This window comes from Aeromonas sp. 82P, assembly GCF_051919365.1.
Lineage (GTDB): Bacteria > Pseudomonadota > Gammaproteobacteria > Enterobacterales > Aeromonadaceae > Aeromonas > Aeromonas veronii.
The window spans coordinates 4,224,601-4,248,341 of sequence record NZ_JBQBEV010000001.1 but is presented as its reverse complement, the minus strand read 5'-3'; the positions used below and the strand labels follow the sequence as shown (position 1 = coordinate 4,248,341).

The following is a 23,741-nucleotide window of genomic DNA, read 5'->3' as shown; positions in this document are numbered from 1 at the left end:
GAAAAGGGTGAATGACTATCCCAGCAGGGAGAGCACATTGGCGATCTTGTTGTCGAGTTCGGCCCACTCGGCGACAGGCTCGGAACCGGCGACAATGCCGGCACCGGCAAACAGGGTGACGCTGCCCGGCTGAATGCGGGCGCTGCGAATAGCGACCGAGAACTCCGAGGTCTCCCGGCTCAACATGCCGCAGGCACCGGCGTACCAGCCCCGATCGTAGGGCTCGAACTCGCGGATAAAGGCGAGCGCTGCCTCGCGCGGAGCGCCGCCCACCGCCGGCGTCGGGTGGAGGGCGTCGAGCAACTGCCAGTCGCAGACCCCGGGCTTGAGCTCGGCTTCGATATCGCACTTGAGGTGTTGCAGCAGCCGCAGTTTGAGAATGCGCGGCTCGGTCAGGGTGGCATCGTGGGTCAGTGGTGCCAGACGGCTCAGGATGTCGGCGTGTACCAGTCGGTTTTCCAGCCGGTTCTTGCTGTCGGCCAGCAGCTCGGCGGCCAGTTGGGCATCCACCTCTTCATCGCCGGAGCGGCGGATGGTGCCTGCCAGCGCCTCGGTAAAGAGGTGGCGATCTTCCCGGCGGTAGAGCCGCTCGGGAGAACAGGCGATAAATGCCTGCTCGGGGGAGAATTGAAAACCGAAGTGGAAGCAGTCCTGGGCGTGGCGGGCCCACTGGTCGAGCATGGCCCAGGGATTGATATCCGCATCATGGTTCGGACTGGTCAGCACGCTCTCCCGCGACAGTACCACCTTGGGAGTGTGTGCCTGAAAATCGGAGGCGGTGACGCGCTCCACCAGCGTCTGCCACTGGGCGGGACCGGGACAATCCTGTCGCTGCCAGGGCTGCTTTTGCAGGGTGGGCAGCGGGGCTTCCGGGCGCAGGGCATCGAGGGCGGCTTCGGCCGCCCGCAGTTCGGCCTCGAGGTTGTTTTCATCCAGCCAGAGGTTGAGGCAGAGACTGACGCACTCGCCACGGCGCACCAGCTCGATGCGGGGCAGCACGAAACGGCAGGGGCCAAACCCTTGCCAGCCGGACTGGGCCGGATCGAACGCCAGTCCGCCATAGTAGCGAGGGCTGTCGTCATGATGCTGGTTGGCTGTGTTCGTGCACACCTGCTTGATGGCGTGCGGCTCGGTCAGTTCATGGATGGCGCCCAGCGCGACATACTCGGGACGAGCCTCTCCACGGGCCTGCCAGTAGATGCGGGGATAGAGGGTTTGCGCCGCGAGCCAGCCCAGAAAGGAGCGGATTTCGATCGCCACTCGCAACCGTACGAAGCCGCTGACGTTGCTGTGACGCAGGGCGTCCAGTTGTTGCTTGATATGGGTCTGAGCCAACATGGATTCTTGTCTGAGCCGGGTAGTAACGAGCGATCCGGTAGCTGGATGCCGTAGGTTTATGCCAAAGGGCGATGATTTCCTATATATTATCTGCCCATTCGTCCATGTAAATCGCCCGCGGGAGCTTCACTCTCCGGGGCCAAGTATACCCAAATCCGGTTCGATAACCCTTAACACGATCAATATCCGATTGTTTGGCCATCACAAAATGACAAATACCTTCTCTGTTTGGTTGCTGGCGGCGCGTTTGCGAACATTGCCGCTCGCCTGCTCTTCCATCCTGCTGGGCTCGGGGCTGGCTGCCAGTCGTGGCGCCTTTGATGGCACCATCATGGCGCTCTCCCTGCTGACCGCCATCTTGCTGCAGATCCTCTCTAATCTGGCCAACGATTACGGCGATGCGGTTTCCGGCGCCGACAACGGTGAGCGGATCGGCCCGCAGCGGGCGGTGGTCTCCGGTCTTATCACCAAAAAGCAGATGTGCGTGGCGATGGGGCTGACCGCGCTGGCGGCGGTGGCCAGTGGCCTGCTGCTGCTGGGCTGTGCCTTCGGCGGCCAGTGGCTGCAGATTTTGGCATTTGTGGTGCTGGGTGGCGCGGCCATCGTTGCGGCGGTGACCTACACGGTCGGCAAGACTCCTTACGGCTATCGCGGGTTTGGCGATATCTCTGTGTTCCTCTTCTTCGGCCTGCTCGGGGTGCTCGGCTCCTACTACCTCTTCACCAAGACGCTGGAGTGGGATCTGCTATTGCCTGCCACCGCCTGTGGTCTGCTGGCCACCGCCGTGCTCAATATCAACAATGTGCGCGATATCGAGACCGACGCCGCCAGCGGCAAGATCACTCTGGCGGTACGCCTTGGCCGCAACCGGGCCATCGCTTATCACTGGGTACTGTTGGGGGCGGCGCTGCTGGCGACCATCGTCTTTATCCTGATCCAGCCCGCCAGTTTCTGGCCGTGGATCTTCTTGCCCGCCATGAAGCCTCTCAGCGATGCGGCCAAGACCCTTCGCGAAAGCTACGATGGCGAGGTGCTGACCGGTTCCCTCAAGAAGACCGCCATCAGCGCGTTTCTGTTCAGCCTGCTGCTCTCCATCGGGTTGGCGCTCTCCTGACCGCTGGTCGCAGCTCGCCAAGGCGAACAATAAAGGGCTCTCGAGATGGGAGCCCTTGTTGGTTTTGGCGGGTTTAGCTGGCGCGCACCACCCTGAGGGGGAGGCGGGAGAAAATCAGGGTATCCAGCAGCCAGATGGCGACCATGGAGGCGCCCACCAGCGGGAAGGCGATCCCCAGCAGGATAAGCAGGGTGATGGCACCTCGCATCGGCGGGAGTTTGGCAGGTAGCGGCGGCGCGGCGAGACGGCCCTGCGGACGACGGCACCACCAGATCCACAGACCACTCACGGCGCTGGCCAGCACCATCAGGCAGATGAGCAGCATGGCGAGCTGATGGGGCCAGCCGTAGAGCTTGCCCATGTGCAGCATGACGCCGCTCTCCACCGTTTTGGCGACCGGGCCGTAATCCTGCCAGCGCACATCGGCCAGCACCTTGCCGCTGTATTGATCGATATGCAGGGTGGCGTCGTTGCGCGGATCGTCGGCAAACAGGGCGATGGTGTAGACGCCGGTGTCACCGACCGGCGGAGTGATGCTGTAACCCGGTTTGACTCCCCGTTCACTAGCTGTCTCGACCACCTGTTGCAGCGCAATGCGCTGGCTTGCCATCACAACTCCCTCATGCTCGCCGTGGTTCATGGCACCGTGATCGTGCCCCTCATCGACCGGCTGCGAGCTGGGCATGGGAGTGCTCTCCACCGCCCAGGGAACCGTCTGCTCGTGGGCCTGATTCAGGCTGCGGGCCAGCGGTGCCGATTTGGGCACCTCGTTCCACATGGCGGCGGGGAAGCGGTTCCAGACTGCGGCAAACTGATCGCCCCAGAAACCGGTCCAGGTCATGCCGCTCAGCAGTAACAGCAGCAGGAAACCTGCGCCCCAGAAGCCGACCACAGCGTGCAGATCCCGCCACCAGAGACGTCCGCGCTGGCTCACTCTGGGCCAGAGGATGCCGCCCACCCCGGGCCCCTTGCGTGGCCACCAGAGGTAGAGGCCGCTCAGCAGCAGTACCAGCCCCCAGCCTGCAGCCAGTTCGATCAGCCGATCTCCGGTGGTGCCGAGCAGCAGGTCGGCGTGCAGGGCGCGGGCGACCGCCTGCAGATTCCACTTGTTATCCATGGTGCCGAGCAGGGCGCCGCTGGCGGGATCGAGAAACAGGGTCAGTTCGCGGTCCCCCTGATTGACGATGAACTGGGCGCTGGCATCCGGGCTGGCGGGCGGCAGATATTTGCGCAGGCTGGCGTCCGGCATGGCGATCATCGCCTTGGCCAGCAGCTGGTCGGCACTCAGGGTCTGGCTGGCGGGGGTGACCTTCATCAACTCGGGGTACATCAGGTTGTCGAGCTGGGGTTTGAACAGATAGACGATCCCGGTCAGTGACAGCAGGATCAGGAAAGGGGCGACAAAGAGACCGGCGTAGAAGTGCCAGCGCCAGATCCGTTGGTAATGACTCGAGTCCCTGTTTTTCATTGCACATCCTTGTTGGGGCGCTAAACCTTTCGGCTGGTGGAATGTTTGTGGCGGCGCGGATAATAGCAGTAACGTTTCGTTAACTGCAATCGCACATCTTGAGATCGATTCAGTGCGGGATGTCGGTAACATAAGGTGCCGACGGCTTGCTGGATAGGATGAGCCCGCTTTGGGGAAAGCCTGTTTGCTGCTGGACTTTTCCTTATAAATTATTACCTTGTGGTAACAATTTGCAGGCGATGGTGGTGGTAACGGAATGGGAGCAGTCATGCAGCCACATGGGCAATTCGACATGGAGCGCAGTGGCCAGATGCTGATCTGCCGCCCGAGTGGCCCCTTCAATCTGGCAGGCGCCATGGCCTATGAGGCGCGCTTTCGTCACGAACTGGCCGGTCTGATGGATGGCCCCTGGGGGATTGTCGAGGTCGCGACCGAGTTTGAAGCGGCCGGGCCCGAGGTGCTGGCCCGTTTTCGTCGCCAGTTTGGCTGGTGTGCCGAGAGTGGCTGTCAGTTTCTGGCGGTGGTCTTCGTGGGGGGCTTCAAGCGCTATCTGGCGGATAATATCTTCAAGGGATTGCCCTTTCGGGCGGTACGTTACTTCGAGCAGGAGGCTGCGGCCATCCAGTGGCTGGGGGAGCAGCTCAACACCGCTCCCTGTGAACCTGCGAGCGCTTGACGACCCCGTCCACCGCTTGGGCGGGCTTCACTCCAGCTTGATAAACCACTTGTCCCGTTCGTCGACGCAGTCGGGTTCACCCATTTGGAATTCGCGGCAGATCAGCGGTCGCACCTCGTAGATACGGCACATCATGGTGTTGCGGTCGAGGGCGGCGCACCAGCCATCGTCCAGCCGGCGCATGACCGGTATCTCGCCTTCCCGTTCCAGTACATAACGGTCCGGCACGCCGGTATCGGTAAAGAGCATCACTTCGAGGCGGCAGCAGCAGGCTTCGCAGTTCTGGCAGCTCACATCGGTTTGGATTGCTTGGGTCATGGTGCCTGTCTTGCCGCATGGCGGCATCGGAGATATGAAACAGGCGCCTGTCAGGCGCCTGTGGTCTGGCTAACAGCTTGCAAAGAACCTTAGCCCAGTTTGCGGGCGCGGTAGCTGCGACCCTTGATCTTGCCTTCCTGCAACCGCTTGAGGGCGGCGCTCGCCACGCTGCGCTTCACGGCGACGTAGGAGTACTGCTCGGAGATCTGGATCTTGCCCACGTCGGCGCCGGCAATGCCGCCTTCACCGGTCAGGGCGCCCAGAATGTCACCGGCCCGCACCTTGGTCTTGCGGCCTGCATCGATGGAGAGGGTCACCATCTGCGGGGCGATCGGCTTGATATCGCGGCCGATGCTGTCGAGATCACCCAGCGGCATCGGAGCCTGCTGGTACTCTTCGATAAAGTTGACGCGCTGGGCCTCGTTCGGCTGATAGAGGCTCAGGGCCAGACCTTGCTGGCCGGCACGACCGGTACGACCGATGCGGTGTACGTGCACTTCCGGATCATAGGTCAGCTCGTAGTTGATGACGGCGCCCAGCTCCTTGATGTCGAGGCCGCGGGCCGCCACATCGGTGGCCACCAGAATGGTGGCGCTGCCGTTGGCAAAGCGCACCAGCACCTGATCCCGCTCGCGCTGTTCCAGATCGCCGTTCAGCGCCAGCGCCGAGAAGCCCTTGGCGGCCAGATGGTCGGCCACGTCGTTGCAGGCGCGCTTGGTGTTGCAGAACACCACGCAGGAGCTTGGCTGGTAGTGACTCAGCAGCCAGGTGAGGGCGTCGAGGCGCTGACCGGCAGGCACTTCATAGAGCTTCTGTTCGATGGCGCTCCCCTCGTGCAGGGACTCCACGCTCACCTCGACCGGATTGCGCTGCACGCCGCGGCTCATCTGGGCGATCCCTTCCGGATAGGTGGCGGAGAAGAGCAGGGTCTGACGTTGCTGGGGTGCATAGCTGATGACCCGGTTGATATCTTCGCCAAAGCCCATGTCCAGCATGCGATCCGCTTCATCCAGCACCAGCGTCTTGAGGCCGGATAGCTCCAGCGTGCCCTGCTCCAGATGCTTGAGAATGCGACCCGGGGTACCGACGGCGATGTGGGCACCAAAGCTCAGGGTGGCGGACTGCGGTGCGGTCGGGGTGCCGCCGCACAGGGTCACCAGCTTGACGTTGGGCAGGGCGCGCGCCAGACGACGGATCTCGGTAGCCACCTGATCCGCCAGTTCGCGGGTCGGGCAGAGCACCAACGCCTGCACTTCGAGGCGGTTGACGTTGAGCTTGGCCAGCAGGCCGAGGCCGAAGGCGGCGGTCTTGCCGCTGCCGGTTTTTGCCTTGGCGATCAGGTCTTTGCCATCGAGCACCAGGGGCAGGCTCTGGGCCTGGATCGGGGTCATCTGCAGGTAACCCAGGCTGGTGAGGTTCTCTTGCAGGGCGGGGGAGAGATTGAGGCTGCTAAATTCGCTGTTGTTCACAAAAGGACTCTATTTCGGAGAAAACGGGGATGCGCGAGCGCTAAGGCCGCGCATCATACCAGAATGTGGCACCGGATGTGGCGGATTTTTGAACGGCTTGTCACGAGGGGACATGAAAGGTTCATTTGTTGCCAAACCGATCGCGGGCGAGCACTGACAATGTAATAAGGACTATTTTTCAAACACACATCTAATTATTTATCGCGGATAAACGTTTTCTATTTTCAGTATTTTAATATAATGACTGGAAAATATTCTACGAGCAGTTACTGCGCCACAGGGAATGTTGCGAAAATGCTGATTAAATATTTTCAAAGAACATGAAAACGGCGCCACCATTACTCAACATTATGTTTTAAAAGGATTTATGTTATCCGTGTTGCGCGATTAATATCAGTTCATTGCACAATTAATTTAAAAACGTTTGTATTATCCTGCCTCCATAATATTGCGCGGGATTGTGATGGCTATCTGATTTTTAAATGTGCAAATGTCTATGATGGCGCCGGTCAAAAATTACAATTTACTCAGGTGCTACAGGTATGGAATACGTTCACTTTGTGCTCGGACTGGTGATGGTCCTTGCTCTCTCTCTGCTGGCGAACCGCCACAACTGGAAACAGATCAAGCTGCGTTATATCGGCCAGCTGCTGGTGGTCGAACTGGCGCTGGCCTGGTTCATGCTGAACTCTGAAGTGGGTCTGGCGGTGGTGGGGGGCTTTGCGGCCGGCTTCACCAAGTTGATGGAGTTTGCCAAACAGGGTACCGACTTCGTGTTCGGTGGTCTGGTCAACGAAGGGGCCTTCTCCTTTTTCCTGATGGTGCTGATGCCCATCGTCTTCATCTCCGTGCTGATCGGTATTCTGCAGTACATCCGCCTGCTGCCGCTGGTGATCCGCGGTATCGGTACCGTGCTGGCCAAGATCAACGGCATGGGCAAGCTGGAGTCTTTCAACGCCATCAGCTCGATGATCGTCGGCCAGTCCGAGAACTTCATCGCCCTCAAGAACATCCTGCCGCACCTGAACGAGAAGCAGATGTACACCCTGGCGGCGACGGCCATGTCTACCGTCTCTATGTCCATCGTCGGTGCTTACATGCAGCTGATCGAGCCGCGCTATGTGGTTGCCGCGCTGGTGCTCAACATGTTCAGTACCTTCGTGGTGCTCTCTCTGATCAACCCCTACGAGCCGGATAACTCCGTGACCGACATCAAGGCCATTGCCGAAGGTGACGAGCACCACACCCCGAAGAAAGAGAACTTCTTCGAGATGCTGGGTGAGTACATCATGGCCGGTTTCACCGTTGCCGTTATCGTGGGTGCCATGCTGGTGGGCTTTATCGCCCTGATCGCCCTGATCAACTACCTGTTCGAGATGGCATTTGGCGTGAACTTCCAGTTCGTCATGGGCTACCTCTTCTACCCGATCGCCTGGATCCTGGGTATCCCGAGTGGTGAAGCACTGCAAGCCGGCTCCATCATGGCGACCAAGCTGGTGACCAACGAGTTCGTGGCGATGATGGATCTGGGCAAGGTGGCTGCCGAGCTCTCTCCGCGCACCGTCGGCATCCTTTCCATCTTCATGGTCTCTTTCGCCAACTTCAGCTCCATCGGCATCATCGCCGGTGCGGTAAAAGCGCTGAACGAAGAGAAGGGCAACATGGTTTCCCGCTTCGGTCTGAAGCTGGTCTACGGTTCTACCCTGGTCAGCCTGCTCTCTGCTGTTATCGCTGGCATCATGATCTGATCCTCTGGCGGCACCCGCCACGGTTTGAGCCCCTGACCTCGTCAGGGGCTTTTTTGTTTCTTGCTCACAGCCGCCAGCCGCACCACCAGCCGGCGACCAGCAGGGTGAGGGTGCAAAAGCCGGTTTCGATGGCGCCGCCGCTGCGCAGCGGCCAGCCCGGCAGGCGGTAACGGCGTTTGATGGGCCAGAAGAGCGGAATGCCCGCCGGGGTGAGCCAGTCCCCCAGCAGATGGCTGAGGTAGCCGACGATAAGTGCATCCTTGACCCCCATGGGCAGGGTGTCCGGCGGCAGGCTCTGGTTCAGCCCCCAGACGGCAGCGGCGACCGCCAGCAGACTGTGGGTGAAACCGCGATGGCCGAACAGCCGCGACAGAGGTTTCGAGATCCACGGCAGGCGCTGCCCCAGCACCGATTTGGGGTGGTCGAGGTCGGGCAACAGGGCGCTGGCCAGCGCGGCAGGGATGGTCTGCCACAGGCTGGCATCGGCCAGGGCCGGAGTGAGCTGCAGTTTGTGGGCGATCAGGGTGCAGGTAACGGAGAAGAGCAGGTGCCCTTGGGCGGTCATGATGATTACGGCGTGGACAAGATGGCGGCGCATCTTACCAGCCTGACGGTTGTGGTCAGCTGTTATTTTAAAAATCAGGATGTTACGGCGAAAAAGCGCCCATGTTGGGCGCCTTTAGGGTCTCTTTACAGCTTGCCTTTGACCAGCCACTTGTCGAGGGCGTTGGCGAAGCGCTGTTTGTCAGCGGCATTGAAGGGGGCCGGGCCGCCGGTCTGCACGCCGGCCGAGCGCAGCTCTTCCATAAAGTTGCGCATGCCGAGCCGCGCCTTGATGGTCTCGCGGGTGTAGGTCTCGCCACGGGGATTGAGCGCCTCGCCACCGGCATCGATCACCCAGGAGGCGAGAGGGATGTCGCCGGTGATCACCAGATCGCCGGGTTGAACCTGCTGGGCGATGACATGATCTGCCACATCGAATCCCTTCTCCACCTGCTGGGTTTTGATAAAAGGCGAGGGGGGCACCCGCAATCCCTGATTGGCCACCAGGGTGGTGACGATCTGGGCGCGGTGGGCGGCGCGGTAGAGGATCTCCTTGACCGGAATGGGGCAGGCATCGGCATCAACCCAGATGGGCATGGCATGGTTTCCTGTAGTGAAAGTGGATGGAAAACGAGAGCGGGCATGTTAACACAGGCCTCCCTTCCCGGCGCGGGGCTGAGTCGGCCCCGCCTTTGGTGTAAGCTGGGGCCAGCACATGAAACGAGAAGGAGACGAGATGGATCGGGTGCCCGGTGAAGTGATTTATGCCCTGACTCTGGATGGCAAGGGTGGCATGGCGCCGCTGACGGCGGGAAGCGAAGTCCCGGCGGCACATCCCGGCTGGCTGCATCTGGATTACGGCAATCCCGATTCGGCGCGCTGGCTGTTGCAGACCCCCTTGCTCAGTGAGGCGGCCAGGGAGTCGCTGCTCGGCCAGAGCAATCGTCCCAAGCTGGTGCGGATGGGGGAGACGGTGCTGCTGATCCTGCGCGGCATCAACCACAACAAGGATCACAGGCCCGAAGAGATGGTGGCGCTGCGCATCTTCATCACCCCGGATCTCATCATCAGCAGCCGTCGTCGTCCGCTGCTCTCAGAACAGGATGTCTTCAACCAGCTCAAGCTGGGGGGCGGCGCCGATACCCCGGCCGACTGGCTGGTAGAGATCTGCGATGCCCTGACCGACCGGGCGGGGGAGTTTGTCGAGGAGCTGCACGACAAGATCCTCGACCTGGAGGAGATGGTGCTGATGCGCGACATGCCCGCCAATGGCCGACTGGCGCTGATCCGCAAGCAGCTCATTATGATCCGCCGCTACCTCTCGCCGCAGCGGGATCTGGTGGCGCGCCTTGCCAACGAGAAGATCAGCTGGCTGGATGAGGATGACCGCCGTCGCCTGCTCGATATCGCCGATCGGCTGCGGCGCTGGCTCGATGACCTCGATGCCGGGGTGGCGCGCACCGCTGTGCTGGCAGACGAGATCAACAATCTGATGGCGGAGGCGACCAACCGCCGCGCCTACCAGATGTCGGTGATGGCGCTGCTCTTTTTGCCTGCCAGCTTCCTGACCGGTCTGTTTGGCATCAACCTCGGCGGTATCCCCGGGGCCGAGAATCCGACCGCCTTCTGGGTCTTCTGCGGATCCTTGGTGGCGCTGGCAAGCGGGCTGGCTATCTGGCTCAAGCATCGGCGCTGGTGGTAAGGAGGCATAACCCATGTGGCAATCAATTGGCCTGACCCTGCTGTTGTTGCTGGGGCATACCCTGATCCGGCGGCTGATTCACAAGAGCCTGCTGGCGCTCGGTCAGAGCAGGCAGGTGAGCGAGAACCGGGTGCTCTACGTGGCCCATGTATTCCACTTCCTGCTCGGTTGCGCCACCTTGCTGGTGCTGGCCGGGGTGTGGGGGCTCGACTTCTCCCGACTGGTAGTGCTCGCCTCCTCCTTCTTTGCGGTACTGGGGGTCGCCATGGTGGCCCAGTGGTCGATCCTCTCCAACATCACCGCCAGCATCACCATCTTCTTTGCCTTCCCCTACAAGATTGGCGACCGGATCCGCATCCTCGACAAGGATGATTCGGTCACCGGCGTCATCACCGAGATCGGTCTCTTCTATGTGCGGGTGCGTGATGACAACGGCGATCTGGTCACCTATCCGGCCAACCTGATCCTGCAAAAGCCGGTCAGGAAGCTGGAGGGCAAGGTGGCGGAACCGCTGCAACCGGAATAGAAAGCAACCGGAATAATAAAAAGGCTCCCTCGGGAGCCTTTTTATTGTGTGGTGGGTGGGGCTAGCGTTCGAAGAAGCGGTAGAGGTGCTCCACCTGAACCGGGCAGTCGGCAACCTGATGCAGATGTTCGCGGGCCTGCTCAACGGTGCCGAAACTGACCGGGCAGCCGAGGGTGTCGGTCAGCTCGTAGAGGGCGCCATCCTTGCCTCTGAATTCGATGAGCCAGCCGGGAATAGCCACATCGTGGAGTATTTCGGCCTCTTGCAGGATCTGTTGCTGATAGAGCTTACGAAGTTCACTGACTGTCATGATGCTCTCCTGTGGGGAATATCCAGCTCCAGTCTATGCCTGCCCTTTATGTGCGGCAACAGTGGTGCGGCAACGGGATCATCCCCGCAGGACCTCCCATGCCCAGCGGATGCGGACAAAGGTCTCGGCATTGCCACCCCGATCCGGATGGTGCTGCAGTGCCAGCTCCCGCCAGCGGCGGCGGATCGCCTCCTGACTCGTCCCTTCATTCAACTCGAACAGGGCCAACGCCTCGGCTTTGTGCCCCTCACCGTCATAAGCGTGCCAGAAGCGGTTGAGCAGGGCCTCCACTTCGGCACGATCGGTCTGCCAGAACACCTGCCAGTCGAGATAGTAGCCACGCAGATTTTCGCCAAGGGCAAAGCCGTGGTTGGCCTCCTGGTTCCCGACCAGCGGTTCGAGCCGGATATCCAGGGTGCTGATCACCAGCCACCATCCTTCTTGCCAGAGCTCGGCCTGCAACTGGTAGAGGGCGTTCATGATCAGGAAGTTGACCCGAAACAGCTGCAGCTGCTCATCGTCGGTCAGTACCGGAATTGCCCCCTGTTGGCGCAGAGCAGCCATCAGTTCATGAACCTTGTAGCTACCCGCCGCCTGTTGCAGCAGCACCAGCAGAGGGGCGATCAGCGGATTGTTGTTGGCTTCGTTCATTCGGCGCCCTGCTCTCTGGGCGGCTGCAGGGCGATCAGCAGCTCACCCGCCTGCGGGGTGACGGGGCCGGTAACGATCTGGGGCTTGCCCTTGCCATCCATGATGAACAGCGGGATGGCGCCGGGATTGGCGGTCTGATACTGGGCCCAGTCGAACGCCTCGCTCAGGCGGGTCGCCTTGATCTGGCCGCCCCGGCTCAGCAGGCTGCTCAGCCTGGCATAGTTGATGTCGGGGCCGAACAGGTTCTGGCGAGCGCGAAAGGTGGCGCTCTCCCGGTTAGCCTTGCCGTGCTGCTCGCTGGAGCGCAGGGAGTAGACCTGCTCCTCGCCGTAGAGGTGGGCAAAGTGCAGTACCCCGAGGGCGTTGTTGTGGCGATTGGGGGAGAGCGCCAGCACGGTACTGATGCTGGTAAGCGGCAGGTGCAGCTCGGCATGTTCTGACTGGGGGTTGCCGAAGTAGCAGGGGAGGTTGCTCATCCGCGCCTGTTTGCAGAACTCCCAGGCGGGATCGCAGAGTTGCACCGGCACACCCTGATCCGCCAGCGCCCGGCCTATGGCTCGCGCCACAGAGTTGGCCCCTATGATGAGCCAGGTATTGGGGGTGCTCTGGCGCATCTTGAGCAGGCTGGCCAGCGGTGCCGAGGTGAGGCTCTGCAACACCACGGTGGAGATGATCACCGCAAATACCAGCGGCACCAGCTTGTCGGCATCGGGGATCTCGGCCTGATGCAGGCTGATGGCAAACGAGGCACTGACTGCCGCTGCGACTATGCCACGTGGGGCGATCCAGCTTAGCAGGGCGCGAGCTCGCCAGGAGAGATCCGAGCCCCAGGTCGAGACCAGAATACAGAGCGGGCGCGCCACAAACTGCACCACGCAGAGCAGCGCCAGCACCATGGGGCCGAGCTGCCAGAGCTGTGCCAGATCGAGGCGGGCCGCCAGCAGGATAAACAGGCTGGATATAAGGATGACCGCGAGATCCTCCTTGAACGCCAGCACCTCCTCCAGATCCAGCCCCTCCTGATTGGCGAGCCAGATGCCGAACACGGTCACCGCCAGCAGGCCCGATTCGTGGCTCAGCCAGTTGGAGAGGCTGAAGGTGACCAGCACCAGCGCCAGCACGCCGAATTTGTGCAGGCTGACCGGTAGCCAGTCCTTGCGAATGAGCAGGGTGGTGAGCCAGCCTGCCACCACCCCGATCAGGGAACCGACCAGCACTGTCTTGCCCAGCGCCAGCAGGGTATGGCTGATGAGATCCCCCTGACTGCCAAGGCGCACCGCCTCGAACACCAGCACCGCAAACAGGGCGCCGATGGGGTCGATGACGATCCCCTCCCAGCGCAGGATGCGGTCTACCTCCCGGGTGGGGCGGATCACGTTGAGCATGGGTGCAATCACGGTGGGGCCCGTTACCACCAGTACCGCGCCGAGCATGGTGGCGACCCGCCAGTCCAGCCCCAGCAGGAAGTAACCGGCGCTGCCGATGACGGCGAAGCTGACCAGCATGCCGGTGGAGCAGAGATTGCGCACCACCTTGCCGATCCCCTTGAGCTCGGCCAGATGGAGGGTCAGGGCCCCCTCGAACAGGATGATGGCCACCGACAGGGAGACCAGCGGAAACAGCAGATCCCCGAGCAGGGCATCGGGGTCGAGCAGGCCGCTGACCGGGCCCAGAGTCAGGCCGGTGAGCAGCAGAAACAGGATGGCGGGTACCCGCAGCGACCAGGCAAGCCATTGGGCCAGCACGGAGACCAGGGCGATCCCGGCCAGAGAGAGGGCAATCATGCAGACCTCGATTCAGGCAGTGAGTATGGAGCTAGTGTAGTGGCTAAGTTGGTCAGATTGACACCCGAAGGCGCGAGCATCATGGCCGGGATGGGGAGATGTGCGACAGTCGGCGTCATGGTGGCTGGCTGTGGTGTGCAGGGCGCCAGCCAGACGCCAACCGTGGTGATGGGGTGGCCTTGGGGCCGGATTAGATGGGGCTCTCCTTGTGGAGCTCGCCGACACAGTCGGCCAGCGCCAGTACCAGTGCGGAGCGCACCATCTGATCGAGCCGGTTTAGCTGCATCTGGTAGAAGGCCCAATCCTCTTCGCTGGCGGGGGGCTCCAGCTTCATCATGCCGCCCTGATTGACCCCGTGCAGGCGGTCGAGCAGATCGCGGATCGGCTTGTCGCTGAAGCGGTAATCCTTGGGGTCGCGCACCAGAAAGTCGCGGATCTTGATATAGGCTTCGATATCCTGATAGCGCTCGAGTGAGATGAGACCGAGGGCGAAGATGAGCTTGAGGCGCACCTCCAGCTGGCCGAGGGGGCCGCTCTGGTTGAGCAGGGGTTCGATGGCGTATTTGACGGCATACTCCTCCTGACGAAACGCGCGTCGCATCAGGGAGTCGACCGCCTCTTCCAGGATGGTCACGGCTTCGAGAAAGAAGCCGCGGGGGCCATCCTGCTCGTTCAGTCGTTCCAGTACTTCATCTTCCTGGTGTGTGGTCATAGGTGCATTGGGTCCAGCTGACAGGGAGAGAGTCAGCCTCTCTCCCGGTTTTTATCATATGGGGCACATTCCCTTGCCATTCAAGCGCTTGGCGCGCTATCAGTGATGGCTGAATGCGCCGCAAGCAGGGTTATTACAGGGTTTCGTAACGGGCGACGATGGCGCGAACCACTTCGCTCTCTTCATCCAGTCCGGTGACGCGGGCCAGCGCTTTGGCCGGGCCAAGCTCCGCCAGCAGGGCTTGCAGCTCCACCGCCTGCGGATCATCGACATTGCGATAGTGGAGCGCCGCGGCGATCCCCTCCTGCAACTGCTCGTTGGGCAGGCCGTACTCCAGGGTGCCCAGCAGCGGCTTCACCAGTCGATCTCCCGCCGCCAGCTTGCGCAGCGGCTGACGACCGACCCGGTCAATCTCGTCCACCAGATAGGGGTTGGCGAAGCGGGCCAGGATCTTCTCGATGTAGGCGGCGTGCAGGCGCGGGTCGAAGCCGTAGCGTTTCACCAGTACGGCACCGCTCTCCTCCATGGCGCGGCGTACCTTGCTGCGGATCACCGGATCCTCGATCGCCTCGCGGACGGTGCGGTAGCCCCGTAACTTGCCGAGATAGGCGGTGACGATGTGGCCGGTGTTGAGGGTGAACAGCTTGCGCTCGACGAAGGCCATTAGGTTGTCGGTGGGCTCCATGCCCGCCACCTGTGGCAGCTCCCCCTTGAACTGGGTCTGATCGACGATCCACTCGCTGAAGCTCTCGACCGTCACTTCCAGCGGATCATCGTTGGCAGCCGCGGCGGGCGGCACGATGCGATCCACCGCTGAGTCGACGAAGCCGATACAGGATTCGAGCGTGGCATGATACGCGACCGGGAGGTACTTGAGTACCTCCCGCTTGAGGTGGCTGGTGCCGCGCACCATGTTTTCGCAGGCGATGACGTTGAGCGGGGTCAGGTTGCCGGCATCGAAACGGGCCTGCAGCCCCTTGGCCAGGGTGCTGGCAATCTTGTCCAGAATGTTGGGGCCTACTGCCGTGGTGACCAGATCGGCAGTGATGATACGGGCGATCACCTCGTGACCGGCGGAACTGACCGCCGCCACGTTGCGCACCACGTCCAGCTTCTGATCCGCCCCTACTACATGGACCTTGTACTCCTGACGGTGGTTGAGCTGGTCGATCAGGGTGTCGTTGACGTCGGCGAAGGTGACCTGATGGCTGGCATCCGCCAGCACTTTTCCGATAAAGCCGCGACCGATGTTACCAGCACCAAAATGCAATGTTTTCATGATATTAACCTCTTGAACCAAAGACGATGAAAGATGATTACGCAGCCTGTTCGGCACCCAGCAGATCCAGGAAGGCCTGGGGATCCGTGGTGCTGGCCAGCCGGTCGATGAGACCGGGTTCATCCAGTGCATTGGTCAGGCGGGTTATCACCTGCATGTGTTCGTCGTTGCGGGCGGCGATGCCGATCACCAGCCGCGCCACCTCATCGGCAGCCTCGCCAAAGGCGACCCCGGCCGGGTACTGGCAGATGACGATGCCGGTGCGCTTCACAAACTCTTTGGCGGCGATGGTGCCATGGGGCACGGCGATGGATTCGCCGAGGTAGGTGGAGACCAGCTGTTCGCGCTCCAGCATGGCGTTGACGTAGTCGGGCGCCACGTAGCCGCGCTCTGCCAGCAGTCGGCCAGCGGTCAGGATGGCGGCCTCCTTGTTGTCCGCTTTCAGTCCCAGATGCACGTCATGACGGCTCAGGGTAAAGACTTCGGCGGCCTGTGGCTCGTAGCTGTCGTCGTTGGCCGCCACCAGCAGCTGCGGGTTGGCGACGTCATCGTTGGCAGCGCGGCTCAGGCTCTGTACCAGCTCCTGATAGAGGCCGTTGTCGAGGAAGTTGGTGAGCGAGATATGGTGAGCGTTCGGCGCATGGCGACGGGCCCGCTCGGTCAGATCCTTGTGGGTGATGACCCAATCCACCTGATCGTCGAGCTGATCGATGGCGCGGTTGGTGACGCTGATATCGAGCCCTGCGGCCTGCACCCGCTTGCGCAGCATGCCGGCGCCCATGGCGCTGGAACCCATCCCCGCATCGCAGGCAACCACGATATTGCGCACTGCCATCAGTTCGCCGCCCGGCTTCTTGGCCGCTGTGGTTTCGGGCTTGCCGCCCTTCATGGCTTTCATCTTGCGAGTGGCTTCACCGAGGGCATCGGCCTCGTCGGCTTCCGGCTGCTGGGCGCGAACGAATACGGCGGCGACCAGGAAGGAGACCAGAGTGGCGCTGATGATGGAGAGGGCGACCCCGATCAGGGAGGCTTTCGGCGTCATCAACAACACGGCGAAGATGGAGCCCGGCGACGCGGGGGAGACCAGACCGGCATTGAACAGGGTCAGGGTAAAGACCCCGGTCATGCCACCGGCGATCACCGCCAGAATGAGGCGCGGGTTCATCAGCACATATGGGAAGTAGATCTCGTGGATGCCGCCGAAGAAGTGAATGATGGAGGCGCCAGCCGCGGACTGCTTGGCCGCACCACGACCGAACACCATGTAGGCCAGCAGCACGCCCATGCCCGGGCCCGGGTTCGCTTCAATCAGGAAGAAGATGGAGCTGCCGTGCTCGGTGGCTTGCTGGATCCCCAGCGGCGAGAAGATGCCGTGGTTGATGGCGTTGTTGAGGAACAGGATCTTGGCCGGTTCGACGAAGATGGAGGTGAGCGGCAGCATGTGGTTTTCCACCAGGAAGCCGACGCCACCGGCCAGCAGGCCGGAGAGCACCTTGACGAAGGGGCCAATCACGAAGAAGGCGAGGATCGCCAGCAGCATGCCGATAAGCCCGGCGGAGAAGTTGTTGACCAGCATCTCGAAGCCGCTCTTGACGCGACCGTCCATCGCCTTGTCGAAGCGCTTGATGGCCCAGCCACCGAGCGGGCCGACCATCATGGCGCCCATGAACATGGGGATATCGGTTCCCACGATGACACCCATGGTGGTGATGGCTCCGACCACGCCGCCGCGCTCGCCGCCCATCAGTTTGCCGCCGGTGTAGCCAATCAGCAGCGGCAGCAGGTAGGTGATCATGGGGCCGACCAGCTTGGCCAAGGTTTCATTGGGCAGCCAGCCGGTGGGAATGAAGAGGGCGGTAATAAAGCCCCAGGCGATAAAGGCGCCTATGTTGGGCATGACCATATTGGACAGGAAGCGTCCAAAATTCTGTATCTTGACTTTGGTATCCGGTGATAACATGTCGGGACCCCGTTTTAAGCCTGTTTGATTAAAAGTGGTAGTCGGGATGGCTAGTTTTGCCGAACCGCCATCCCGGTCGTCTAAGCAACTTCAATCTACCAGCTTGATATCAAATTAGGCTGAAAACGGGGTGTCTTGTGATCCACCTCTCAGATACCCAGCGATATCCCCTCCATAACCAGTGACCCGCATCACATTCCCATGCTGTAATTCGGCTACATTTCGATCTTTTCTGTTTTGCATGGTCATTTTTTGTGACTCAAATCACCAAAGTTGTTTTGTGGCTCTCTTGTTGAATGATGACTTTCGTCACAAATTCGATTTTTGTATTCGAATGGGACAAGTCACTCAATTACTCATCAGTGGGTAGTGGCGATGGATCTATCGAAATACTCCATTGCTTACCAATGAATCAATAAATTTGTAACCCGCTTTCAGTTTTTACGGTCGGTGATGAGGGCTCTTTTGCGGCTGATTGATGGGAATGGGCGCCAACATGCAGGATGTTATCGAGCGGCAGATGTTCGGAGCGCTTGTTTGCCGCGCAGGCCAGACTGCAGATAAAAACAAACCGCCAGCAGGCGGTTTGTCGGTTTTTGCGATCCGGCCCCTGTAGGGGCTGCGGCTTAGTAGAATCCGGCATCTTCGGGGAAGGGGCGGGTCTTGAAGCGGCGATGGAGCCACATGTACTGCTCCGGCGCCTTGCGTACGGCGGCTTCAATCTCGTGGTTGGCGCGGGCGGCATCGACCATATCATCCCCGCTGGGGTAGTCGGCGAGCGGCGCGCCGATATGCAGGGTGTAACCCTCGCTGGTGCGGATGTTGTAGCAGGGCAGGGTAACGGTGTTCTTCACCCGCGCCAGGGTGGCGGTGCCGGTGATGGTGGCCGCCTGCTCTACCGCGAAGTAGGGCACGAACACGCTGGCGTGGGAGCCGTAGTCGTGATCCGGCGCGTACCAGAGGGCGTCACCGTTGCGCAGCGCCTTGATCATCCCCTTCACATCCATCCGGTCCACCAGATATTTGTTGGAGGCGCAGCGACCGTGGTACTGGGCATACTCCAGCACCGGGTTGGTGTTGGGGCGATAGACCCCGACCCCGGGGCGGACCAGCCCGAAACAGCGGGCGTTGAGTTCCAGCGTCAGGAAATGGCAGGAGAGCAGCAGCATGCCCTGACCTTTTTCCATGGCGGCGATGACGTGCTCTTCCCCTTCCACCTTCATCAGGTTGCGCATCCGCCAGTCTGGCCAGAACCAGGCGATCCCCACCTCGAACACGGCGCAGCCCACGCTCTCGAAGTTTGCCTTAAGCAGTTTCTCCCGCTCATCCCGGGTCAGCTCGGGCATCGCCAGCTCCAGATTGCGACGGGCAATCTTGACCCGGGACTTCAATATCCTGGCGGCGAGACGACCGAGCTGACGGCCCAGCCACATCTGGCTACGCCACGGCAGCAGGGTCAGCAGCCAGAGCAGGCCGAGGCCGAACCAGCTGGCCCAGTAACGGGGATGAAACAGGCGGGGCTCCAGGCGGGGAGCGTTGTCATGGGCCATGGCTAATCTCTTGTTCGCAAACACAATCGGGGGATTCTAGCCGAAAAGGGGGGGCGGGGGCGAATGGCTGTGTGCTGGTCAGAGGGGTAGCCTGCGTCCGGTTAGCGTGACAGCGGCGGCAACTGCGGTCGGCTTTTTCTACACCGGATAAAAGAGTGTGATAAAATCGGCGACTGATTTTTCAGGTTTTGAGAGTCGATACAGATGAAGATCACCCTGCCCGATTTTGAAAAAGCCCGCGTTCTGGTCGTTGGCGATGTCATGTTGGACCGTTACTGGCATGGCCCTACCGGTCGGATCTCCCCGAGGCACCGGTGCCCGTGGTCAAGGTTGAACACATTGAGGAGCGTCCCGGTGGCGCGGCCAACGTTGCTCTCAACTCCGCTGCGCTGGGCGCCCACGCCGTGCTGCTTGGCCTGACCGGTCAGGATGAAGCGGCCGATGCGCTGGCCGGCCAGATGGCTGGCGTCAAGGTGGCCTGTGATTTCGTTCGTCTGGCCGACTTCCCGACTATTACCAAGCTGCGGGTGCTGTCCCGCAACCAGCAGCTGCTGCGTCTGGACTTTGAAGAGCCCTTCCACTCCGTCGATGCCACCCTGCTGATGAGCAAGGTGGAGCAGGCGCTGCCGAATAGCGACGTGATGATCCTTTCCGACTACGGCAAGGGTGCTCTCAACGACGTGCCCGGCATGATCCAGCGCGCCCGTGCCGCCGGTATTCCGGTGCTGGTCGACCCCAAGGGGACCGACTTCGAGAAGTATCGCGGTGCCACCCTGCTGACCCCCAACATGTCCGAATTCGAGGCTGTGGTAGGCAAGGTGAAGAGCGAAGAAGAGCTGGTCGCCAAGGGGTTGGAGCTGGTCAAACGCTTCGAGCTGGATGCCCTGCTGGTCACCCGTTCCGAGAACGGCATGACCCTGATCCGCGAAGGTCAGCCGGAGCTGCATCTGCCGGCTCAGGCCCACGAGGTTTACGATGTGACCGGTGCCGGTGATACCGTCATCTCCACTCTGGCTACCTCACTGGCGGCAGGCAAGAGCCTGGACGAAGCCTGTGCGCTGGCCAATACCGCTGCCGGTATCGTGGTCGGCAAGCTGGGTACCTCTACCGTCAGCCCGGTCGAGCTGGCCAACGCCCTCTACACCGAGCAGGAGACAGGCTTTGGCGTCATGTCCGAAGCCCAGCTGAAAGTGGCGGTTCGTGCCGCCCGTCTGCGTGGCGAGAAGGTGGTGATGACCAACGGTTGCTTCGACATCCTGCACGCCGGCCACGTCTCCTATCTGGCCAACGCCGGCAAGCTGGGGGATCGCCTGATCGTGGCGGTCAATACCGACGAGTCGGTTCGCCGTCTGAAAGGGCCGGGTCGTCCGGTCAACCCGACCGAGCGTCGCATGGCGGTACTGGCTGCGCTGGGCGCGGTGGACTGGGTTGTGCCCTTCTCCGAGGATACCCCGCAGCGTCTGATCGCCGAGATCCTGCCGGATCTGCTGGTCAAGGGGGGTGACTACAAGCCGGAAGATATCGCCGGTTACGCCGAGGTGACCGCCAACGGCGGTGAGGTGCGCGTTCTCAACTTCGAGGATGGCTGCTCTACCACCGACATCATCAAGACGATCCGCGAGCGCGGCTAACGTTCTGCTGGCCCCGCAATCTGGCGGGGCTCATTATCGGCGGTAGCAAGCCGGCAGAAATACGGATAACAAAAAGGCGACCTTGCGGTCGCCTTTTTCATGCACGATGGCGGCTATCAGCCTTTGGCTTTTGCCGTGGCAGGCATCAGGCCCTGGTTCACTTCCACCAGGTCCTGCGCTTCCAGAATACCGGCAGCCTGTTTCAGGCTCAGGATATTGAGAATGTAGTTGTAACGGGCTTCGGAGAGCTTCTGCTTGGCCTCGTACAGCTTGCGAGTGGAGTCCAGCACGTCGACGATGGTACGGGTACCCACTTCGTAACCGGCTTCGGTCGCCTTCAGGGCGCTGTCGGCGGAGACCACAGACTGGCTGTAGGCACGCACCGAGCCGATGCTGGCGTTCACGTTGTTGTAGGAGGAGCGCACTGTGCTCTGCACCGAGCGGAAGTTCTTCTCAAGCAGTTCGCTGGCCGCCACGTAGTCGTACTGAGCCTGCTTCACCTTGGAGCTGGTGGCGCCACCACTGTAAATCGGCAGCTTGAAGGTCAGGCCGATATTGGCCTGATTGTCATTGCCACCGCTCTGAATGCTATCAAGCTTGTAATCGGTATTGCTGGTTTGCAGTCCGGCACCCAGATCCAGCGTCGGCTCATGGCCGGTCTTGGCCAGATCGATCTGCTCCTTGGCAATGTCCTTGCTGATGCGGGCACTGTGCAGTTGCAGGTTCTTGTCCAGCGCCAGCTCCAGCCACTTGTCGGAGCCGAAGGCGGTCTTCTGCGGGCTGAAACGATCAGTGTTCAGCACGTCCAGATTGCGGTGATCGATACCGGTCAGCTCGCGCAGGGTCTCGTAGCTGTTGTCCAGCGAGTTTTCGGCATTGATCTCGTCAGCCAGCGCCTGGTCGCGGGAGGCTTCGGCTTCATGGACGTCGGTGATGGCGGTCAGGCCCACTTCGAAACGCTGCTGGGTTTGCTCCAGCTGACGCTCTACCGCAACCTTGTTGGCACGGACGAACTCCAGGGTATCCATCGCCTTGAGCACATCAAAGTAGGCTTTGGCGGTGCGCACCATCAGGTTCTGGATTTCGAGGTTGTAGGCAACATCAGACTGGGTGGCCTGCTTCTCGCTGATATCCAGATTGACCCAGTTACTGCGACGATAGAGGGATTGCGACAGCGTCACCTCGCCCTTGGCGTTGGTATTGCTCTGGGTATCGTTCTTGTTTTGCAGATAATTGAGCCCGGCACCCAGATCGATCTGGGGCAGCAGAGGAGCACGGGATTCGTTGATCTTCTCGAAGGCCTGGTCGCGAACGGCTTTGGACTGCAGCAACTGCGGGTCTTTGATCTGGGCTTGCTGGTAGATGTCGAGCAGGTTTTCGGCATGGGCACCGGCACTGACGCCCAGCAACACCATGACTGACAAAAGTGTTCTTTTCATAGATCGTTTTAACCTTATGTAGTAACCCAAACTGGTTGCTGGAGAGGCAAATATTGTCACCGACCAAGCTTGATTGCAGCTTAATCACTCTACTATAAGCAAAATTTAATGCTAAGAGTCTCAGGTCCGGTGACGGGAACGTCAAGAACCGGACGCAGTTTTCTCCCCGCGTGCCTAGCCAAATGGTCTGTGGCTGCTAAAATCCACCCCTCATTACCATGGCACACCGAGTGAATGAACGTTCATTCATGTTCCTCGGATTTTATGGTCAAACTGATACAAGTCAAGCTGACGGGAGCCCCGGATGTCGCAGCAACCCTTGCCGCAAGATCGGCATTACGCCGCCGATGATGTGAAAATCATTGAAAAATCAGCTGGATATAACGGCTTCTTCAAGGTGAATGTCTATCGTCTGCAGCATCGGTTATTTGCGGGCGGCTGGAACCAGCCCATCGTGCGCGAGCTGTTCGAGCGGGGTCATGCCGCCGCACTGCTGCCCTATGATCCGGTGCGCGACCAGATCGTGCTGGTGGAGCAGTTCCGTATCGGCGCCATGGAGACCAGCCCGACCCCCTGGCTGCTGGAGCTGGTGGCCGGCATCATTGACGAAGGTGAGAGCGCCGAGGCGGTAGTGCGCCGCGAAGCGGTGGAGGAGGCCGGGATCGAGGTGGCCCGCTGCGAGCATGCCATCAGCTATCTGGTGAGCCCGGGCGGCAGCACCGAGCGGATCGAGGTCTTTGTGGGCGAGGTGGATGCCAGCAAGGCCGAGGGGCTGCACGGTCTGGCTGATGAGGGCGAGGATATCCGGGTGCACGTGGTGAGCCGCGAACAGGCCTATGCCTGGCTCAAAGAGGGGCGCATCGACAATGCGGCCTCGGTCATTGCCCTGCAGTGGCTGGCCCTCAACCATGGCGAGTTGCGTGCCCGCTGGCTGGCGGATCGCTGAGGTGGCGCTGACCCTGCAACAGAGCAGGCGCTATGTGCCTGATCTGATGTCCTTGCAGCGTACCTGCGAGGTCAACTACTCACGGGTGTTGATTGATGGAGCTTTGCGATGCCGTTAGTTCAATCCCGGACCAAACGTTATGTGCCGGATTTGATGTCTTTGCAGCGTACCTGCGAGGTCAACTACATGGCGTTGATGAAACTGCTGCCGCCAGATGGGGAGGTGGGAGCCGAGCGTCGCTATCGGGTCGGCAACGATCTGCAGTTCCAGCTCACCATCATTGGCGAGAGTCGCTTCACCAATCAGGTGATCCTGAGCCAGCACAACCCCGAATTGCCCGAATATTTACAAGCTCAGATAGAGATTCGTTTGTATCATGATGTGCGGATGGCGGAAGTGTGTGCAGCGCAACAGATTTCCCGTTTGCAACCACGTTATGATTATCCCAATAAAAAGATGCACCAGCGGGATGAAAAGGAGCAGGTAAATCTGTTTCTGGCCGAATGGCTAAAATTTTGTCTCAGACATGGTACCAGCCCGATCAATATCTCCAGTTGAACAAATAAAAAGAAGCGTG

At 60.8% G+C, this 23,741-nt stretch carries 21 protein-coding genes and 1 pseudogene; 8 read left to right on the top strand and 14 right to left on the bottom strand.

All coding sequences use genetic code 11. The features are described from left to right. Nucleotides 1-15: 15 nt before the first annotated feature. Nucleotides 16-1,338 (bottom strand): isochorismate synthase, encoded by a 1,323-nt coding sequence (locus ACTG2S_RS19440; RefSeq protein ID WP_274161339.1) that lies wholly within the window; start codon nt 1,336-1,338, stop codon nt 16-18. Between the two features lie 208 nt (nt 1,339-1,546). Between ACTG2S_RS19440 and ACTG2S_RS19435 the strand changes: the two genes are divergently transcribed. Then, nucleotides 1,547-2,452 carry a 1,4-dihydroxy-2-naphthoate polyprenyltransferase gene (locus tag ACTG2S_RS19435; protein WP_181281657.1) on the top strand — a complete coding sequence of 302 codons (906 nt, stop codon included), beginning with the start codon at nt 1,547-1,549 and terminating at the stop codon, nt 2,450-2,452. A 73-nt stretch (nt 2,453-2,525) separates the two neighbouring features. On the opposite strand, the gene ACTG2S_RS19430 is transcribed toward ACTG2S_RS19435, so the two are convergent. Further along, nucleotides 2,526-3,920: a PepSY-associated TM helix domain-containing protein gene (locus ACTG2S_RS19430; protein ID WP_439983125.1), complete on the bottom strand. Its 1,395-nt coding sequence runs from the start codon at nt 3,918-3,920 to the stop codon at nt 2,526-2,528. Nucleotides 3,921-4,188: 268 nt separating this feature from the next. On the opposite strand from ACTG2S_RS19430, the gene ACTG2S_RS19425 reads away from it, so the two are divergent. Further along, the gene (locus ACTG2S_RS19425; protein WP_181269316.1) at nt 4,189-4,596 is read left to right on the top strand and encodes a hypothetical protein; all 408 of its coding nucleotides are present in this window, start codon (nt 4,189-4,191) and stop codon (nt 4,594-4,596) included. 27 nt (nt 4,597-4,623) lie between these two features. Here the strand turns inward: ACTG2S_RS19425 and ACTG2S_RS19420 are convergent, their stop codons facing one another. Further along, nucleotides 4,624-4,914, bottom strand: a complete 291-nt coding sequence (locus ACTG2S_RS19420) for a YkgJ family cysteine cluster protein (protein ID WP_181269317.1) — start codon at nt 4,912-4,914, stop codon at nt 4,624-4,626. An 89-nt stretch (nt 4,915-5,003) separates the two neighbouring features. Continuing rightward, entirely contained in the window at nt 5,004-6,383 is a 1,380-nt protein-coding gene (gene dbpA / locus ACTG2S_RS19415) for an ATP-dependent RNA helicase DbpA (RefSeq protein ID WP_042053613.1), read from the bottom strand. A 542-nt stretch (nt 6,384-6,925) separates the two neighbouring features. Here dbpA and ACTG2S_RS19410 point away from each other — a divergent pair. Further along, complete coding sequence (locus ACTG2S_RS19410; RefSeq protein WP_005363118.1) at nt 6,926-8,131, top strand: NupC/NupG family nucleoside CNT transporter; 1,206 nt, start codon at nt 6,926-6,928, stop codon at nt 8,129-8,131. Nucleotides 8,132-8,195: 64 nt separating this feature from the next. Here ACTG2S_RS19410 and ACTG2S_RS19405 read toward each other — a convergent pair whose 3' ends face one another. Both ACTG2S_RS19405 and ACTG2S_RS19400 read right to left on the bottom strand, forming a co-directional pair. Continuing rightward, a complete protein-coding gene (locus ACTG2S_RS19405) occupies nt 8,196-8,696 on the bottom strand; it encodes a metal-dependent hydrolase (RefSeq protein ID WP_041234360.1) in 501 nt (166 codons plus the stop codon). Between the two features lie 125 nt (nt 8,697-8,821). Continuing rightward, entirely contained in the window at nt 8,822-9,271 is a 450-nt protein-coding gene (locus tag ACTG2S_RS19400; protein WP_274161336.1) for a YaiI/YqxD family protein, read from the bottom strand. Nucleotides 9,272-9,410: 139 nt separating this feature from the next. On the opposite strand from ACTG2S_RS19400, the gene zntB reads away from it, so the two are divergent. Together zntB and ACTG2S_RS19390 are read left to right on the top strand one after the other, a co-directional pair. After that, entirely contained in the window at nt 9,411-10,376 is a 966-nt protein-coding gene (gene zntB, locus ACTG2S_RS19395; protein ID WP_005341467.1) for a zinc transporter ZntB, read from the top strand. A 13-nt stretch (nt 10,377-10,389) separates the two neighbouring features. After that, nucleotides 10,390-10,902 (top strand): mechanosensitive ion channel domain-containing protein, encoded by a 513-nt coding sequence (locus tag ACTG2S_RS19390; protein WP_005354921.1) that lies wholly within the window; start codon nt 10,390-10,392, stop codon nt 10,900-10,902. Nucleotides 10,903-10,963: 61 nt separating this feature from the next. On the opposite strand, the gene ACTG2S_RS19385 is transcribed toward ACTG2S_RS19390, so the two are convergent. The 7 genes from ACTG2S_RS19385 to lpxL all read right to left on the bottom strand — a co-directional run bounded on the left by ACTG2S_RS19385 (nt 10,964) and on the right by lpxL (nt 19,148). Continuing rightward, complete coding sequence (locus ACTG2S_RS19385) at nt 10,964-11,212, bottom strand: hypothetical protein (RefSeq protein WP_005363113.1); 249 nt, start codon at nt 11,210-11,212, stop codon at nt 10,964-10,966. A gap of 78 nt (nt 11,213-11,290) precedes the next feature. Then, nucleotides 11,291-11,863, bottom strand: coding sequence for a DNA-J related domain-containing protein (locus ACTG2S_RS19380; protein ID WP_274161335.1), 573 nt, complete (start codon nt 11,861-11,863; stop codon nt 11,291-11,293). Then, nucleotides 11,860-13,647 carry a cation:proton antiporter gene (locus ACTG2S_RS19375; protein ID WP_274161334.1) on the bottom strand — a complete coding sequence of 596 codons (1,788 nt, stop codon included), beginning with the start codon at nt 13,645-13,647 and terminating at the stop codon, nt 11,860-11,862. The genes ACTG2S_RS19380 and ACTG2S_RS19375 overlap by 4 nt, the downstream gene beginning before the upstream one ends. A gap of 190 nt (nt 13,648-13,837) precedes the next feature. After that, complete coding sequence (locus ACTG2S_RS19370) at nt 13,838-14,359, bottom strand: MltR family transcriptional regulator (protein ID WP_005335907.1); 522 nt, start codon at nt 14,357-14,359, stop codon at nt 13,838-13,840. A gap of 133 nt (nt 14,360-14,492) precedes the next feature. Next, complete coding sequence (locus tag ACTG2S_RS19365) at nt 14,493-15,638, bottom strand: mannitol-1-phosphate 5-dehydrogenase (protein ID WP_042053607.1); 1,146 nt, start codon at nt 15,636-15,638, stop codon at nt 14,493-14,495. 37 nt (nt 15,639-15,675) lie between these two features. Continuing rightward, nucleotides 15,676-17,598 carry a PTS mannitol transporter subunit IICBA gene (locus ACTG2S_RS19360; RefSeq protein WP_236563477.1) on the bottom strand — a complete coding sequence of 641 codons (1,923 nt, stop codon included), beginning with the start codon at nt 17,596-17,598 and terminating at the stop codon, nt 15,676-15,678. Between the two features lie 626 nt (nt 17,599-18,224). Continuing rightward, nucleotides 18,225-19,148: an LpxL/LpxP family Kdo(2)-lipid IV(A) lauroyl/palmitoleoyl acyltransferase gene (gene lpxL / locus ACTG2S_RS19355; protein ID WP_274161333.1), complete on the bottom strand. Its 924-nt coding sequence runs from the start codon at nt 19,146-19,148 to the stop codon at nt 18,225-18,227. A 204-nt stretch (nt 19,149-19,352) separates the two neighbouring features. Between lpxL and hldE the strand changes: the two are divergent. Further along, nucleotides 19,353-20,779: pseudogene (hldE, locus tag ACTG2S_RS19350) on the top strand (bifunctional D-glycero-beta-D-manno-heptose-7-phosphate kinase/D-glycero-beta-D-manno-heptose 1-phosphate adenylyltransferase HldE). 116 nt (nt 20,780-20,895) lie between these two features. Here the strand turns inward: hldE and tolC are convergent. Continuing rightward, nucleotides 20,896-22,218: an outer membrane channel protein TolC gene (gene tolC, locus ACTG2S_RS19345; protein WP_439983121.1), complete on the bottom strand. Its 1,323-nt coding sequence runs from the start codon at nt 22,216-22,218 to the stop codon at nt 20,896-20,898. 304 nt (nt 22,219-22,522) lie between these two features. On the opposite strand from tolC, the gene nudF reads away from it, so the two are divergent. Both nudF and ACTG2S_RS19335 read left to right on the top strand, forming a co-directional pair. Beyond that, entirely contained in the window at nt 22,523-23,164 is a 642-nt protein-coding gene (gene nudF / locus ACTG2S_RS19340) for an ADP-ribose diphosphatase (RefSeq protein ID WP_064339350.1), read from the top strand. A gap of 108 nt (nt 23,165-23,272) precedes the next feature. Beyond that, nucleotides 23,273-23,722 (top strand): DUF1249 domain-containing protein, encoded by a 450-nt coding sequence (locus tag ACTG2S_RS19335; protein WP_042052480.1) that lies wholly within the window; start codon nt 23,273-23,275, stop codon nt 23,720-23,722. The last annotated feature ends 19 nt before the right edge of the window (nt 23,723-23,741 follow it).

What these genes read in the sequence shown, in the direction of transcription:
- ACTG2S_RS19440 (WP_274161339.1), bottom strand. Translation starts at nt 1,338, where the DNA reads ATGTTGGCTCAGACCCATATCAAGCAACAACTGGACGCCCTGCGTCAC.
- ACTG2S_RS19435 (WP_181281657.1), top strand. Translation starts at nt 1,547, where the DNA reads ATGACAAATACCTTCTCTGTTTGGTTGCTGGCGGCGCGTTTGCGAACA.
- ACTG2S_RS19430 (WP_439983125.1), bottom strand. Translation starts at nt 3,920, where the DNA reads ATGAAAAACAGGGACTCGAGTCATTACCAACGGATCTGGCGCTGGCAC.
- ACTG2S_RS19425 (WP_181269316.1), top strand. Translation starts at nt 4,189, where the DNA reads ATGCAGCCACATGGGCAATTCGACATGGAGCGCAGTGGCCAGATGCTG.
- ACTG2S_RS19420 (WP_181269317.1), bottom strand. Translation starts at nt 4,914, where the DNA reads ATGACCCAAGCAATCCAAACCGATGTGAGCTGCCAGAACTGCGAAGCC.
- ACTG2S_RS19410 (WP_005363118.1), top strand. Translation starts at nt 6,926, where the DNA reads ATGGAATACGTTCACTTTGTGCTCGGACTGGTGATGGTCCTTGCTCTC.
- ACTG2S_RS19405 (WP_041234360.1), bottom strand. Translation starts at nt 8,696, where the DNA reads ATGACCGCCCAAGGGCACCTGCTCTTCTCCGTTACCTGCACCCTGATC.
- ACTG2S_RS19400 (WP_274161336.1), bottom strand. Translation starts at nt 9,271, where the DNA reads ATGCCCATCTGGGTTGATGCCGATGCCTGCCCCATTCCGGTCAAGGAG.
- zntB (WP_005341467.1), top strand. Translation starts at nt 9,411, where the DNA reads ATGGATCGGGTGCCCGGTGAAGTGATTTATGCCCTGACTCTGGATGGC.
- ACTG2S_RS19390 (WP_005354921.1), top strand. Translation starts at nt 10,390, where the DNA reads ATGTGGCAATCAATTGGCCTGACCCTGCTGTTGTTGCTGGGGCATACC.
- ACTG2S_RS19385 (WP_005363113.1), bottom strand. Translation starts at nt 11,212, where the DNA reads ATGACAGTCAGTGAACTTCGTAAGCTCTATCAGCAACAGATCCTGCAA.
- ACTG2S_RS19380 (WP_274161335.1), bottom strand. Translation starts at nt 11,863, where the DNA reads ATGAACGAAGCCAACAACAATCCGCTGATCGCCCCTCTGCTGGTGCTG.
- ACTG2S_RS19375 (WP_274161334.1), bottom strand. Translation starts at nt 13,647, where the DNA reads ATGATTGCCCTCTCTCTGGCCGGGATCGCCCTGGTCTCCGTGCTGGCC.
- ACTG2S_RS19370 (WP_005335907.1), bottom strand. Translation starts at nt 14,359, where the DNA reads ATGACCACACACCAGGAAGATGAAGTACTGGAACGACTGAACGAGCAG.
- ACTG2S_RS19365 (WP_042053607.1), bottom strand. Translation starts at nt 15,638, where the DNA reads ATGAAAACATTGCATTTTGGTGCTGGTAACATCGGTCGCGGCTTTATC.
- ACTG2S_RS19360 (WP_236563477.1), bottom strand. Translation starts at nt 17,598, where the DNA reads ATGTTATCACCGGATACCAAAGTCAAGATACAGAATTTTGGACGCTTC.
- lpxL (WP_274161333.1), bottom strand. Translation starts at nt 19,148, where the DNA reads ATGGCCCATGACAACGCTCCCCGCCTGGAGCCCCGCCTGTTTCATCCC.
- tolC (WP_439983121.1), bottom strand. Translation starts at nt 22,218, where the DNA reads ATGAAAAGAACACTTTTGTCAGTCATGGTGTTGCTGGGCGTCAGTGCC.
- nudF (WP_064339350.1), top strand. Translation starts at nt 22,523, where the DNA reads ATGTCGCAGCAACCCTTGCCGCAAGATCGGCATTACGCCGCCGATGAT.
- ACTG2S_RS19335 (WP_042052480.1), top strand. Translation starts at nt 23,273, where the DNA reads ATGCCGTTAGTTCAATCCCGGACCAAACGTTATGTGCCGGATTTGATG.